Raw genomic sequence first — 15,226 nt, forward strand, 5'->3', positions numbered from 1 at the left:
GCTTGCCTTCCCTGTCACACACCGGGACCTTCTTCGTATTCGGGTCCTGTGTTGCTGTGTGCTAACCCCATGGCAGCGATATACATTTCCGATATCGCCACCTATCTTGATGTAGGACCATAAAACAGCCAGAAGGCGGCAAACTCCCCGACTCGCCACGGCGCCTGAAGCCGCGCCCCTTGCCCAACGCGGGCCCGCGGCGCCCATCGGCGGCCATGCGGATCCCGCCGGCAGGGCGCCGGTAATGCCATGTCAGGGCTGGTGCGATGCAAGTCGGCTGCCAGGTAAAGGCGTTCCGGGCCCAGGTTCGTGCTCGTACATCTAGGCCTCCTCAGCTACCGGGGCGGCGGCCGCGCCCGCGGAAGCGGGCATGGTGCGCGAGCCGACGAACAGTACGAGCGCCACCGTCATCTGAAGGGCGACCACGACGATGAAGGCCGTCAGGACACCGCCCGACCCGCTACCGGCGACGCCGAGGTACAGCGTGCCGAGGGACGCGACGCCGAGTGCCAGGCCGCCCTGCTGCACGGTGTTGAACACCCCGCCGCCGACGCCCGCCAGGTGCGGGGGGACGTCTGCGAGCAGAAGCCGGAACAAGGCTCCGAACACCAGCGCCTGGCCGAGACCGACCAAGGCGAGACCGGGCGCGAGCGCGGGCAGCGACACGTGTGGCCACATGGTGGCGACCATGACGATGACAATGCCGAGACCGGTGGCCTGGGACAGAGCTCCCGCCGCCAGCGTGCGCCGCCCGAATCGGTCGATCATCCGCGAGACGAACAGCGAGCCGATCAGCAGCGCCAGCGCGAGCGGCAGCATCGTCAGGCCGCTGTGGAGCGCGTTCACGTGAAGGCTGTCCTGCATGGTCAACGCCATGATCAGCATGAATCCGCCGATCCCCATGAAGAACGGCATACCCAGGAGGAGGCCACGCTTGACCGAGTGCAGCGCCAGCAGCGACGGCGGCAGCAGGGGTACGACCCCGCGGGCCTCGGCGCGCCGCTCCACCCGGTAGGTCGCGACGGCGAGCACGGGGGCCGCAGCGAGCAGGATCCAGGTCCAGGCCGCCCAGTGAACGTCGCGCCCCTCGGCCAGGGGGATGAGCAGCGCGGTCAGGGTGGCGGTGAACAGCAGGGTGCCGGGCAGGTCGATGCCTGCCGGATGATCCGAGCGCGTGTCGGGGACGAGCCGGGGGATCGCCGCGAGCAGTACCAGGCCGATCGGTACGTTGACCAGGAAGATCGGCCGCCATGTCTGGCCCGCGATGTTCGCCGTCACCAGAAGGCCGCCGAACAGCTGGCCGACCGCGATCGCCAGACCGGCCACCGCTCCGTACAGGCCGAGCGCCCGGTGGCGGCGCCCCGGCTCCAGGGCGGTCTGGAACGTCGCCAGGACCTGGGGCACCAGCAGCGCGGACGACGCTCCCTGGGCGAGCCGGGCGACCACCAGGGTGCCGACGCTGGGCGCCAGCCCGCACAGCAGTGAGGTGGCGGTGAATCCGGCCAGGCCGAGCATGAGCATCCTGCGACGGCCGTGGGAGTCGCCTATGCGGCCGCCGAGGACCTGCAGCGCTGCGTAGGCGGTGCCGTAGCCGGCGACGACGAGCTCGAGAGCGGGCTCGGACGCATGCAGCGTGCTGTCGATCGTGGGCAGAGCGACATTCACGATGAAGAAGTCAACGATCGGCAGGAAGGCGCAGGTCAGCAGTACTCCGATCCCGACATCGCCCAGAGCCGTGGCTGCAGCTGTCCGGGGGGTCCACCACTTCATTACCAGCGTTCTCCTGTACGGTCCGTTCATGTGAACGGTTCGTACAGCTGAACGCGACGTACAGTGGGTTTATGCCTGCCACGAAACCCACAGCGCGAGGCCGGGTCCGGGACGAGACGAAACGGGACGCGATCCTTGCCGCCGCCCTGCAGATCGTCGAGTCCGACGGGCTCGGCAAACTCAGCATGGAAGGCATCGCCACCCGGGCCGGCGTCAGCAAGGTCACCCTCTACCGTTGGTGGTCCCATCCCGGCGAGGTACTTGTCGACAGCCTCCTGAACGTCGTCGAGCCCTCACTGGCCTGGCAGGACACCGGCGACTTCGTCCACGACTGGGGACGCCAGCTCAACGCCGTCGTGCGCTTCCTCAATGGCCCGCACGGCACCGTCGCCCGCGCGGTCATGGGAGCCGCCCAGGCCGACGAAGGTGTACGCGAGGCCTACCTCACCCGCTTCCACGAGCCCCGACGCGTCGACATCAAAGCCCACGTCGACCAAGCCATCAACGACGGGCAACTCCACCCGCACACCGACGCCGACACCCTGATCGACCTCGTCTACGGCGCCCTGTACTACCGGCTCCTGATCGGCCACCTGCCACTGAATCAGCGCCGTACCCAGCAGATCCTCACCACGGCCCTGCAGGGCGCGATCTCCCGCCGCTGACAGCACACAACCCACCCGGCACGCGAGCAGGCGATGAGCAACATGACCGCATCCCACACTGGGATACCGGGTTAGGTGATTTCGGCGCTGCGGACGATTTCCCAGGCGAATCCCACGGTGAGCAGTGCCTCGAGGACGATGGCGGCCACGGCCCATGGGTTCGGGTCGATGAGGATGCCGTAGCTGGTCAGGGCTGCGATCGACGGGAGGCAGAAGGTGATGAGATCGATGATGAGCTGGACGATCTTCCGGTGTTTGCGTCCGGGATCGGCCAGCCGTGCCTCCCATCGCAGGACGCGGTCCTCGGGGGCGCCGGCTGCTGCGGCGAGGTGCGGCCGCAGCGAGGATCCCAGGTAGCCGCCTATCGCTGTGATCATCTGGTCGCTGGCCAGGTAGGTCTACCGGAGAACCACCGCTGCGGGGCAGACCGCCAGGAGCAGATGCAGGCGTTGGTGGTCCTGGATGGCGAAGCCGAAGATTGCGGCCATGGCCGTCACCGCTACGTAGATCAGGTTGTCGCGGAAGCCGGGTCCGCTGTCTTCGGGCGGCTTGACCAACCGTAGATGCCCAGCCCCTGCATCCGGCTGTGCAGGGGGCGTGCGGCGCCGCAGCTGTGTGGCGAACGACCACGGCGGAAACTGCTCCAGCTCGTCCCCGGCACCGTAGGCGCGCGGACGTGACCGCCCACCCCTTCGACACCCAGCCCGGGGCCCCCGACCGCCGCGGCGACGTCGGCTGCTGGCCCCAGCCCGCTACCGACACCCGGCACCCCGTTGGCCACCCCGGCCGCCGGCCAAGGACGGAAGGCATTCGCTTCCCTGACCTGGCGGCAAGGCTCCAGGGAGACAGACCTAACGGAGGCCTATTAGTACCGGTTGTTGTTCTGCCAGAACGACCAGGCGCCGGGCAGGGGCTGCCCGTCGGCACGGCAACGGCGCAGGCGACGATGAGGACGAGCCGTGGCCTCGCCGGGGCCGGTCAAGCGCTACGGCAGCACCCCTGAGGCGGTCAGGAAGGGAAGTTGCGGCCGTCGCCCACGTCGTTGCGAGCAGCCCGCCTTCGGGCACAGAGGCGGATTGTATGCATCGCCGCCGCACATGACCGGGGCGGACCGGCCGGGAGGGCCTGCGTGGGGGAGCGGCAAACAGGTCACACGCCCGGTGGGTCCGGTCAGTTCGGCCCGCGAGGCGAGCAGACCGACAGGTGCCGTGGTGGCGACAGAGCCACGGGCGCCGGTGATCCACGATCGGTCGGCATGAGCGCTCCTGTCAGGGATGACGATGGTGCGTGGAACCGCTGACTGGGTGGCGAAGCGTCACGAGCGTGCAGCAGAGCGTCACCCCTGTCAAGGTGCTATCCAACATTTCGATCGAACCAATTCGCCGATGACAGCGATCTTTTGACGGTTCGGCAAAAAGATTCCGATGACTCCGTCCAAAGCTCTGGACACCACTGGGGACCCCGATTAGCGTTCCAGCCGATCGACGCGGTGTTGCGTCGACGTAACGCACAGCGCGGCCCTGCAACCCACCCCGCATGCCGGGGTCGTATGTGACGCGTCCTCACCGTCGACGAGAAGCCGAGCTCCCGCCCGCCCCACGTAGCGGGCTTCCGTCGTAACAGTTGTCCCGCACTCCGCAGCACCCCGCCGTGGCGGGGGTTCCCGGCCGCGGCATGTCGCCGTGGCCGCAACCGCAGCAGAAGGGAAGCTCCATGAAGATCCGTTCCTACCTTGTTGCAGCTTCGTTGGTGGCCTCGGGAGGGCTGGTCACGATTGCGGCGCCCGCGCAGGCGGCGCTGACGACCACCTGTGTGGGAGAAGGCGGAGCCGTCACCGTGAGCGGCGCCCTCGTGGTGCCGGCTGGCGCTTCGTGCACGCTGACCGGTACGAAGGTCAAGGGCACGGTGACGATCGAGGCCGGCGCCGACCTCGTGGCGAAGGGCGTCACCTTCAGCAGCACCGTCGCCGTCGGGGACAACGCCTACCTGGACATCACCGACAGCAGCGTCAAGGGCGCGGTGACCGAGCAGGGGGCCTTCGGCGTACATGTCCAGAACACCACGGCCAGCGGCGGCATCTCGGCCGTCGAAGGCTTCCTGTACAGCGTCGACGCCACCGTCAAGGGAGACATAAGAGCCTCCTCAGGCGAGCTGTACATCTCCGGCACCACCGTCTCCGGCGCCGTCTCCGGCGACGCGAACCTCTACACCGACGTGTACGACAGCACGGTCTCCAAGACGCTCACCGTGAACGCCAACACGCTCGGCGGTGTCCTGTGCGCCAGCGAAGTCCTGGGCGACACGGCGTACCAGAACAACTCCGACACCCTCCAGCTCGGCGGCGACGGCCCGCTCAGTTCCTGCGCGCAGGCCACCTACCTCGGCGGCGACCTCGCGGTCACCGGCAACAACGCGAACGCGGTCCTGGACAACACCATCGTCCTCGGCAAGCTCACCGCCAGCGACAACAGCCCCGCCCTCCAGGTGGGCGAACTGGCCCGCGTGCGCGGCGGCATCGCCGCGACCACCACCGCCCCCTCGGCGTCGCTCGCCCGGGCCGCCAAGGCGGCCCCGCAGGACCGCGGTGCCGACCTCGCCGCGAAGGTGGCGGCGCGTACCGCGCAGGCGGAGGCCGAAGCGGCTGCCGAGGGCACCGGTCTGTGATCCCAGCCCGTCCACGGGCGAAGAGCGCTCCGCACCGTCAACACCACACACCTCACACCCCACTCTTCTTTGCCCCATCCATCAAGGAGTGACCGTGGGCCACCTGGACAAGTCCTTCGACCGCAGAGACTTCCTGCGGGCCACCGCCGCCACCACTGTGGCGGTCGCCGCCGCCTCGATCGTCGGCGCTGCGACGGCGCCGTCCGCCTCCGCCGCGCCCAGCATCCTGTCCATCCCGAAGGACCGCATCTCCCTGCAGCTCTACAGCGTCCGCGACAAGGTCAGCTCGTTCGGCTTCCGGGTCGTCCTGGAGGAGATGGCACGCATCGGGTACAAGGAGGTCGAGTTCGCGGGCTACACGCAGAGCACCTCGATCCTCGGCAGGCAGATCACGCTCCAGGAGATCCGGCAACTGCTGGACGACAACGGCCTGAAGGCGATCGGCAGCCACGTCGGCATCGGGGACTTCCGCTCCAACCTCCAGGGCCAGCTCGACGCGGCGGAGATCCTGGGCATGCCGCACGTCGGCACCGCCAACGCACCGTCGAACTCCAACACGGTCGCCGGCTACCTCGCCGCCGCGGAGGAGTTCAACGCCTGGGGGCAGGCCGCGGCCGCCCGTGGTCTGAAGCTCTACCAGCACAACCACGCCGGGGAGTTCGCCTTCGCCACCGACCAGCCGTCGGTCCGGCTGTACGACGTCTTCCTGCGCAACACCGACCCGCGCTACGTCTACCTGGAGCTGGACGTGTACTGGGCGTACGTGGGCCAGCACCGCTGGCCGGGCTTCGACCCCGCGGCCTACGTGCGCAACCAGCCCTACCGGTACCCGCTGTTCCACATGAAGGACGGCGCCGCCAGCTCGGGTGCGGACGGCTACTCCATCGTCGAGTTCGGCGCCGGCGTCCTGCCGTACCAGCAGTTCATCCGGGACATCGGAGCCCGCGGCAGCCACGTCGGCATCTGGGAGCAGGACACCGCGCCCAACACCCAGCCCAACCCGCCGGGTTCGTTCGGCGCCGCGCAGCGCAGCTTCACGGCCCTGAAGGGCCTGCTGGCCTGATCGCAGGCACCCCATCGGGCACAGCCCGCCGTTTGCGTACCGCTGCCACGGCGCAACCGGCGGGCCGGCCCGGCTGCGCACCTCCTGACCGGCACAGACCAAGGAGACGCATCACTGTGTACCGTACCCTGAGAGGCCTCATGGCCGGGGTGCTCCTGGCGTCGCTGCCCATGCTGGGCGGTCTCGCCCTGGCACCGGCTGCGCAGGCGCAACCGGACGACGCACTCGCGGCGCAGGCGGGCACGGCCGCCGCCGACCCCGCCGTGGACTGGTCGAACTACGAGAAGGCCACGCTCAGCAAGGACACCGGCGAGCCGATCGACCTCGCCGTGCTGCCCGATCTGCGCGTCCTGCACACCGCCCGCAACGGCGATCTGCGGATGACCGACCCCGGCACCGGAATCACCAAGGTCGTGAACCACCTCGACGTCTACCAGAACTCAGAGATGGGTCTGCAGACCGTCACCCTCGACCCGGACTTCGCCACCAACCACTGGGTCTACCTCTACTACTCGCCGCCGCTGAGCACTCCCACCGGCGCGGCCCCCGAGCGGCTGCCGGCCGGGCAGACCGACGCCTACTGGAAGCAGTGGGAGGGCTACGACTCCCTCACCCGCTTCAAGTGGACGGGGGACAAGCTCGACCTGTCCACCGCCCAGGAGATCATCCGCGTCACCACCAACCGCGGTCAGTGCTGCCACGTCGCTGGCGACGTCGACTTCGACGCGCAGGGCAACCTCTACCTGTCCACCGGCGGCAACACTCCCGCGTCCGGCCCCAACGTCAACGGTTACACCCCGATCAACGACGCGGCCACCTACAACCCCGGCCTCGACGAGCGCCGCGGCTCAGGGAACACCAACGACCTGCGCGGCAAGATCCTGCGCATCCACGTCCAGGACGACGGGACGTACACCATCCCGCCGGGCAACCTGTTCCCCGTCGGCACGGACAAGACCCGACCCGAGATCTTCGTGATGGGCCTGCGCAACCCCTACCGGATGACGGTGGACAAGGCCACGGGCGCGGTGATGTGGGGCGACTACGGCCCCGACGCCGGGAACGCCGACCCCAACCGCGGACCGATGGGCTACGTCGAGTGGGACACCACCACCACCGCCATGAACAGCGGCTGGCCGTTCTGCACCGGTGACAACACCCGTCCCTACCGGGACTTCGACTTCGCCACCCTCACGCCCGGCCCCGCCTTCGACTGCGCCGCGCCGGTCAACGACTCCCGTTGGAACACCGGCCTCACCCAGCTGCCCCCGGCAAGGGCGGCCACCTTGTGGTACGGCGACCGCGACACCGACCAGCCTTGGCCGGAACTGACCGCCTTCCGCGGTCCTGGCGGTCCCGGCGGCCAGGCTCCGATGGGCGGCCCGGTCTACCACTACGACGCGGCCAACCCCGCCCCGGGCAAGTTCCCCGCCTACTGGGACGGCAAGGCCTTCCTCGGGGAGTTCTCCCAGGACTACGTCGCCGCCCTGACCCTGGCGGGCCCGGACGGTCCGGTCACCAAACTGGAGAACGTACTCCCCAACAGCCAGCGTTCCGAGAACGGCATCCCGCCGTGGGACAACCCGATGGACCTGGAGTTCGGCCCCGACGGCGCGCTCTACGTCCTCGACTACGGCGACGGCTTCTTCCGCCAGGACCCCGACGCGGGCCTCTACCGGATCGACTACGCCGAAGGCAACAAGGCCCCCACCGCGGTGATCAGTGCCAGCCCCTCCTCGGGCCAGGCGCCGCTCACCGTCTCCTTCAGCGCCACCGGTTCCAGCGACCCGGAAGGCTCCGCCCTCACCTACCAGTGGGACCTCGACGGCAACGGCACTTTCGAGACCACCGGCCCCACGGCCAGCCGCACCTATCCCGACAACGGTCAGCTCCAGGCCCGCCTCAAGGTCACCGACCCCGAGGGCAAGACCGGCCTCACCAGCAAGCAGATCACCGTGGGCAACACCGCTCCGACGGTGGCGTTCACCTCCCCGCCCAACGGTGGCTTCTTCACCTGGGGCGACGTGGTGCCGTACGCCACCCGGATCGACGATCCGGAGGACGGCACCAACATCGACTGCACCAAGGCCGCCTGGACCCTCGGCCTCGGCCACAACCAGCACGGCCACCCGGTGAGCAGCGGGACCGGCTGCTCGGGGGCGATCACCACACCGGCCGACGCGGGCCACGGTGACACGGAGAACGTCTTCGGCGTCCTCGGTCTCACCTACACCGACCGGGGCGCCGGCTCTGTGCCGCCCGCCACCAGCGACGCCCAAGTCGTCCTCAACCCCGCCCTCATGCAGGGCGAACACTACGACTCGTCCCAGGGCGTCGTGATCACCGATGACGCCACCGCGTCCGGACAGCGCAAGCTGACCGCCTTCGACAACGGCGACTGGATCGGCTACGACCCGGTCTCCTTCGCTGGCATCACCGGGGTGCAGACCCGTGCCACCGGCGCCGGAACCCTGTCGCTGCGCTGGGGCACACCCAGGTCCGACCCGTTCGCCACGATCACGGTCCCGGCGGGTGACGGCTGGCAGACGATCAACACGGCGCTGAGCACGGCTCCCACCGGCACCGGGCAGCTCTACGTCACGTCCTCGGGCGGCGTCGAAGTGGACTCCTTCACCTTCCAGGGGTCCGGTGTCGCCGACAGGACACCGCCGACGGTGACGGCCACCCTCAACCCGGCGCAGCCCACCGGCAGCAACGGCTGGTACACCGGCAACGTGTCGCTGACCGTCAACGCCACCGACAACGGCGCCATCAAGAGCCGGGAGTACTCGCTCAACGGAGGCACGACCTGGCTGAGCGCGAACAGCACGGTCACCCTCTCCGCGGAGGGGATGAGTTCCATCCGGTACCGGGCGACGGACACGGCCAACAACATCTCCGCGGTCGGCACCATCGCCGTTCGGATCGACCGGACCGGACCCACGGTGACCGTCACGGGCGTGACGGCTGACACCGCCTACGGGGACTCCCAGCGCCCGACGCCGGTGGTCTCGCTCACGGACGCCGTCTCCGGAGGGCCGACCGCGACAGCGCTGCTGGACGGTACTCCCGTCACCCCGGGGCAGCCACTGCTGCTGTGGCGGTTGCCGCTGGGTGACCACGACTTGGTGGTCACAGGTCGTGACGCGGCGGGCAACACCACCACTCGCACCGTGCACTTCACCACCCGCACCTCCTTCGACGAGATGGACACTCTGATCACCCAGCTGCGTGCGGAGAACCGGCTGACCGAGCAGGGCCGCCAGCGGCTGACGGTCCGGCTCGACCAGGCCCGGGCGCACGCCGACGCAGGGCGCACCAACCAGGCAGCCGCGGTCCTGGACCAGGTCGCGCAACTGGCCCAGGACACCAAACTGGTGACCGACGCGACCGCGCGGACCGCTCTTGCCCGCGATGCCCTCGCCGTGAAGGGAGGCTTGGCCGGCTGATGCGAAGGGTGCTGCCCGGCCGTCACGGCGGGCAGCACCCTGCCGACGCTCCAGGGCCCACCAGTGGCCGTCGCCGGACGGCGGCCACCGGGCCCTGAAGTGCGTCCACATGCCGGCGGCCCCGGACGGGGATTCCGGTCGGGTAACTTCACGACATGCCGATGCTTTTATTGTTTCTGATTTAACTTTCGGCGATCCGCGCGAAAGCCATTGACGCTTATGACGTAACGCCCCTAACGTTTTGTCACACATGCGGCTGATACCCGGGAAGTGAGCCTGTGACCATCCAGTACCGCGCGCTGAGCCTGTTGCGCGACCTCGGGCCGCTGTCGCGTGCACAGCTGTCCGACCAACTGGAAGTGGCGAGGCCGCGGCTGCTGGCTGAACTCGACCGCTTGATCGCCGCCGGGAAGGTGCTCGAGGCGGGGCCGGCCACCTCTCGAGGCGGCCGTCCTTCCACTCTCGTCCAGCTCGATCCCGAAATCCGGTTCGCGGCGGTGGACCTCGGGGCCAGCTCGATCGACATCGAGATCACCGACGGAGGGCTGGAACCGATCGCCTCCTATGCCGAGCCGGCCGATATCCGTAAAGGTCCGCGCGCGGTCCTGGACAGGGTCAACGAACTCCTGAACAAAATGGCGGACCAGGCCGGGTGCGCGCGGTTCAACTCCATAGGCATCGGCCTGCCGGGGCCGGTCAGCTTCAAGGAGGGGATCTCGGTCTCCCCGCCGATCATGCCGGGTTGGGACCGCTTCCCCGTCCGGGACACCCTCACCCGCGCGCACGGCTGCCCGGTCGTGGTGGACAACGACGTGAACGTGATGGCCCTCGGCGAGCGGTACGCGGGGGTCGCCAAGTCCGTCGACAACCTGCTGTTCGTCAAGATCGGCAGCGGAATAGGCTGCGGTGTGCAGGTCCACGGCCAGATCTACCGCGGGTCGGAGGGATCCGCAGGCGACATCGGCCACATACAGGTCGAGGCCGAGGGACCGGTCTGCTCGTGCGGCAGAACCGGCTGCCTGGAGGCGCTCTTCGGCGGTGTGGCCCTGGCCCGGGACGCCACCGAGGCCGCCCGTTCGGGGCAGTCGCCGGCGCTGGCAGAACGCCTCGCCGCGGAGGGCCTCCTCACCGCCGTGGACGTGGCGGAGTGCGCGGCCGGCGGCGACGTCACGTGCGTCAACCTGATCCGGGACGGCGGCCACCGGGTGGGGCAAGTCCTCGCCACGCTGGTCAGCTTCATCAACCCGTCCATGATTGTGATCGGCGGTGGCGTCTCCGGCCTCGGCCATCTGCTGCTCGCCGAGATCCGCAGCGTCGTGTACAAGGGCTCGCTGCCGCTCGCCACCGGGAACCTGCAGATCGTGCTGTCAGAACTCGGCCCGCGCGCCGGAGTTACCGGCGCGGCACTACTGGCCAGCGAACTCGACTTCCAGCGACATCTCTGACGGACAGCTGAACGCCGCCGTCACGGGCGCGTCCAGCTACGTCATCGCCGCGGCCGACACAATCGTGAACCGCCCCTCCGCGGAACTGCTCGCCGCTGTCTTCCCCGATGTGAAGCCGACCCGCGAGATCGGCACGTATGAGACGCTGCTCAGCGTGCGGCGGGCCCGTGAGGTGCTGGGACACGAGCCACGGCACTCATGGCGGGACACCGTCGGCAGCTGAGGCGTCGGCCAGTCGGCCCGGGGGCGGCCACGAGGGGAGCCAGGCGGCCGGTGGGATCAGCGGGCCGCCCAGGCCTCCACCGCGGTCGTCACCGGCGCCCCCGGTGTTGCCGGCGTGTGAGGCGGACTTGATGGCCTTTCGTCGGTGGCGCACGCAGTTGGCGCCTGCTGCGGTGGAGCCGGTGAGGTGGCGGCGCAACCGCGCTGCGGTCAACGGTTTCCACGACTGGGCGGTGGGGCCTGTCCACTCAGGAGCGACCGTACGTTCGGCGCCGCAACGGACCGGACGCGACAGCGATTGTGAAGGTTACGAGAAGAACCGACAAGAGTGTCCGGATCTCCGCAAGTCCCCCTTCTCCTGACGCCGCGGCTGCCATCATGTGCCGGTGGACCGGTGGACGGCACGCTACTGCCGGCGGGGGAACGGGGAGGCATGGTGGCCGACGAGCCTTCACCAGCGTTGGACGTCGGCGCGTTACTGACGTCGGAGCTGTCGGTCACCGACCGGACAGCCGCCCGGCGCGTGCGGCGCGCCCTGCTCTCACCGGAGCAGCCCGCCCTCGCCTACCTGCGGCAACGCGTCGCCGCCGAGGACACCGAGGTCCTGCGTACCCTCCGCGACGGGGATACGGACGTCCACCGACTGCTGGCTCCCAGGGCCGCCGCCGCGACCAGCGTCCGGGCCCTCGCGGGTCAGGGCCCATACCGCGCGGACGAACCGGCCGCCGCCCATGCCCTGCGGGCCTCCGCCGCCATGGCACTCGCACTGGTCGGAGACGTGGAGGACGCGCCGCGTCAGTTACAGACCGGGATGCTGTGGCTGCGGCACTGCCAGGCACACCTTCCGCTCGACGGGCTGGAGACGGCGAGCCTGCTGGACCGAGCGGCACCCGGACACGCGGCACGGATCAACCGGCTGACGGCGGGACTCGGCGAGGACGAGCGGGATCTCGCCCTGCCGGTCCTGCTGTGGCTGCTGACTCTGGACGGGGCGCTGCCCGAGCCGCAGAAGGTAGCCGAGGCAGGCGTGCTGTTCGACGCCGGCCGGGGCGGAGCACGCGGGACACTCACGGTCGCCGTGCTGCCCGACGGGCCGCCCACGCTGATACCCGACCCCCGGACGATGTCCGGTTTCCGTGCCGACGCGCGGTTCCAGCAGTCCCTCCGAGACGCCTGGACAGCAGCCGGGCACGACGTCACCGGGACCGTCCTGTGGTCGCTGACCGGCGCGGACGGTGTCGTCGGGATGGTCGCCGACCGGTCGCTGGGCTGTGCCTTCGGTGTGCTCATCGGCGAGGTGGGGCGGCGCCGGACCGGCGTCCGGCCCGGCCCGCCTTCCTCCAGGAGTTTCAGGGACCGGTTCTCCCTGCCAGCGTTACGCCGTCTCAACTCCCGTACGGCGCTGGTCGGCGGGCTCGACGGGACGCGGGCGGGCCGGCTGGTCAGCGTGGGTGGCTATGCGAGCAAGCTGAAGGCGGCGGACAACGGACAGAACGTGATCGTCCCTGGGGACGACGAGGACGAGGCCCGTCAGGCGTGGCACGGCGACAGGTCCGCGAACCTCCTGGTCGCCTCCACCGTCGCCGAGGCCGCCCGCCTGGCCCGGACCTGGGACGGGCCGGCCCTGGCCCGCTGGGCCAAGGTGACCGGGCCCGCGCTCCTGGTCGTCCTTGCGATGGTCACGGGAATGGCGCTCTACTTCGCCAAGGTGGGCGACAAGGAGGCGGACAAGGCGCTCGCAGCGGATCTCGCCGCGGAGGCCCTGACACTCCGGCAGACCGATCCCCGTCTCGCGGGCCTGCTCGGCCTCGCCGGAAGCCGTATCGAGCCGGACACCCCGCGGGCCGTCCAGGCGATGCGCGACGTGCTGGACACCAACTCCGGCGTACGGCTCTCTTGGCAGGCCAGCCCCACCCGGGTCGACAGCGTCGCCGTGGACGACAAACGCGACCGCGTCTACACCACGGGCAATGACTCGGGTGTCAAATCCTGGGACCTGCGCACGGGGAAGCTCCTGGGGAAGACGCCCGGGGAGGTGGGTGGCCTGGTACTCAACGACGTGAGCGGCCTGCTCGCCGCCCGCGGCGCCTCCGTCGTCTCCCTGTACGAGGTGCTGGACGAGAAACCCGTCCTGCGGGGCACCTTTCCGGAGCCGACCTGTGCGCGGGCGGACAGCCGAACCGTTGCGATTGCCTTCACCGACCGGGGAGTCCGGCTCGTGGAAGTGCGAGACGACGGCACGATGGCCCAGTACGACACCACCACCCGTCAGCAGACCGACTGCCGGCGGCTCGGCTCGATGGACGTCCAGGGGCTGCCCGGTGGCCTGCGCGTGGTGGTGGACGCCTCGGTGGCTGCCAGCCCCAATCCACGCCCCGACCGGGAGCCCGCCGAGGAGCGGGTGGTTCTGCTGTTGACGAACGACCGCGTACTCTCCGTCGGCCTCGACAGCCACAAGGCGGCGGTGGAGATCGAGGAGGAGGACGTCCAGGGCACGCCGTCGCAGATCGGGGCGAACGACGAACTGATCGTCCTCGCCACACCCGGGGGCGTTCAGGCCTGGGACCGAGCCCGGCGCCGGCAGCTCACCTTCGCCGTGGGCAATCTGCCCACCGCCCCCCGCGCGATGGTCGAGCACAGTGGCAGCGTCGCCATCGCCGGCGACGCCGGCACCGCTCTCGTACCGGTCGGCGCCGGGGACGACGCCGCCGCGAGCCGGGGTCTTGACGAGCCCCGCGGGGGTCCGGCGACCGCCGTGGCCGTGGGGGCTGATTTCACGGTGGTCTCGGCGGGGCGCGGCGGGCGCGTCAACGTCCTCGACGACCGGCCCGGGCCGCTGGGCCGCAGCACGGCACCGGCGACCAGCGCTGCCGCCTTCGGGAGGGACGGCCGACTGCTTCTCTCTTCCTTCTCGGACCTCTCACACGCCGCCGAGGGGCTGTACATGGTGCGTCCGGAGGCGAGGGAGAGCCCGTCCCTCTCCGCCGGGACGGACTGGCCGCACGAGACCACCTACAGCTCCCGCACGTTCTTCGTCAACGACGTCGCGATGAGCGCGGAGTACGTGGCCGGAGCCGGACAGTTCAACGGGCGGGGCACGATCGCCGTGTGGCGGCGGAACGGCACCTGGCTGCGGGACCTGCGGCCGTCCGGCGTGGACGAGACGGACCGTCGCAGCGCCGAGCGGATCGTCACCGACGTCGCGTTCGTGCCGGAGGCTCACCTGCTGATCGCCCGGCACGTCACTGGCCCGGTGACGGTGTGGTCCACCCGGACCTGGAAGGAGCTGGACACCGTCCCTCTCGCTCAGGGCATCGACCTCCGGGTGCACGGCACCCGTGCCGTCGCCCTGGAACGGCCGGGCGAGGACGATGCGCGGCTCGTCGCCATCGACCTGACCACGCCGCGGGATGCCATCACCCGGGCGGTGAAGACGCCTGGCGTGTACCGGCTGGACTGGAGCCAGGACGGTTCCCGCCTCGCCCTCCTCGCCAATGGCAATTCCGTCCGCTATCTGGACGCGAATCTGCGGGACACCGGGTCCCCGCTCCGCGTGCCCGACGCCGCCACCGAGGCAAGTACGGTGGCACTGTCACCCGACGGGAGCCGGACGGCCGTCGGCTTCGCCGACCAGGTCCTCGTCCACGACACCGCGACAGGACTTCTGTCGATGCCCGCCCTGCACCGGAGCGGTGCCGGGGACATCATCCACCTGTACTGGTCGCCGGACGACCGCATGCTGGTCGCCGTCACCCGTTCGTTCCGCACGGACAACGCCGCCGGGCCGCTGAACCTCTGGAAGGTGGGCGGCATCGACTGGCAACGGAGCATCTGCCGGTGGACCGGCGGAAAGGGGCTCACCCGCAAGGAGTGGGCCGAACACGTAGGCGACCGCCATCCGTACATCGATCTGTGCGCCGAGGAGAAGTGACCGACGCATGACTCCCC

At 69.9% G+C, this 15,226-nt stretch carries 10 protein-coding genes; 7 read left to right on the plus strand and 3 right to left on the minus strand.

Annotated features, from left to right (window positions below; genetic code table 11):
- Positions 1–321: 321 nt before the first annotated feature.
- A complete protein-coding gene (locus ACFV3E_RS32255; protein ID WP_500537865.1) occupies positions 322–1,770 on the minus strand; it encodes an MFS transporter in 1,449 nt (482 codons plus the stop codon).
- A gap of 71 nt (positions 1,771–1,841) precedes the next feature.
- Between ACFV3E_RS32255 and ACFV3E_RS32260 the strand changes: the two genes are divergently transcribed.
- Positions 1,842–2,435 (plus strand): TetR/AcrR family transcriptional regulator, encoded by a 594-nt coding sequence (locus ACFV3E_RS32260; RefSeq protein ID WP_500537866.1) that lies wholly within the window; start codon positions 1,842–1,844, stop codon positions 2,433–2,435.
- 71 nt (positions 2,436–2,506) lie between these two features.
- Here the strand turns inward: ACFV3E_RS32260 and ACFV3E_RS32265 are convergent, their stop codons facing one another.
- Complete coding sequence (locus ACFV3E_RS32265; RefSeq protein WP_500537867.1) at positions 2,507–2,812, minus strand: hypothetical protein; 306 nt, start codon at positions 2,810–2,812, stop codon at positions 2,507–2,509.
- A gap of 21 nt (positions 2,813–2,833) precedes the next feature.
- A complete protein-coding gene (locus ACFV3E_RS32270) occupies positions 2,834–2,992 on the minus strand; it encodes a hypothetical protein (RefSeq protein WP_500537868.1) in 159 nt (52 codons plus the stop codon).
- Between the two features lie 1,156 nt (positions 2,993–4,148).
- On the opposite strand from ACFV3E_RS32270, the gene ACFV3E_RS32275 reads away from it, so the two are divergent.
- The 6 genes from ACFV3E_RS32275 to ACFV3E_RS32300 all read left to right on the plus strand — a co-directional run bounded on the left by ACFV3E_RS32275 (position 4,149) and on the right by ACFV3E_RS32300 (position 15,209).
- A complete protein-coding gene (locus ACFV3E_RS32275) occupies positions 4,149–5,099 on the plus strand; it encodes a hypothetical protein (RefSeq protein ID WP_500537869.1) in 951 nt (316 codons plus the stop codon).
- Between the two features lie 94 nt (positions 5,100–5,193).
- Positions 5,194–6,162 carry a sugar phosphate isomerase/epimerase family protein gene (locus ACFV3E_RS32280; protein ID WP_500537870.1) on the plus strand — a complete coding sequence of 323 codons (969 nt, stop codon included), beginning with the start codon at positions 5,194–5,196 and terminating at the stop codon, positions 6,160–6,162.
- Between the two features lie 116 nt (positions 6,163–6,278).
- Complete coding sequence (locus ACFV3E_RS32285) at positions 6,279–9,611, plus strand: PQQ-dependent sugar dehydrogenase (RefSeq protein ID WP_500537871.1); 3,333 nt, start codon at positions 6,279–6,281, stop codon at positions 9,609–9,611.
- A 278-nt stretch (positions 9,612–9,889) separates the two neighbouring features.
- Positions 9,890–11,056, plus strand: a complete 1,167-nt coding sequence (locus ACFV3E_RS32290; protein ID WP_500537872.1) for an ROK family protein — start codon at positions 9,890–9,892, stop codon at positions 11,054–11,056.
- Between the two features lie 64 nt (positions 11,057–11,120).
- On the plus strand, positions 11,121–11,279 hold the full coding sequence (locus ACFV3E_RS32295) for a hypothetical protein (protein ID WP_500537873.1): 159 nt from the start codon (positions 11,121–11,123) through the stop codon (positions 11,277–11,279).
- Positions 11,280–11,711: 432 nt separating this feature from the next.
- A complete protein-coding gene (locus tag ACFV3E_RS32300; RefSeq protein WP_500537874.1) occupies positions 11,712–15,209 on the plus strand; it encodes a hypothetical protein in 3,498 nt (1,165 codons plus the stop codon).
- The last annotated feature ends 17 nt before the right edge of the window (positions 15,210–15,226 follow it).

The organism is Streptomyces sp. NPDC059718, assembly GCF_042733315.1.
GTDB lineage: Bacteria > Actinomycetota > Actinomycetes > Streptomycetales > Streptomycetaceae > Actinacidiphila.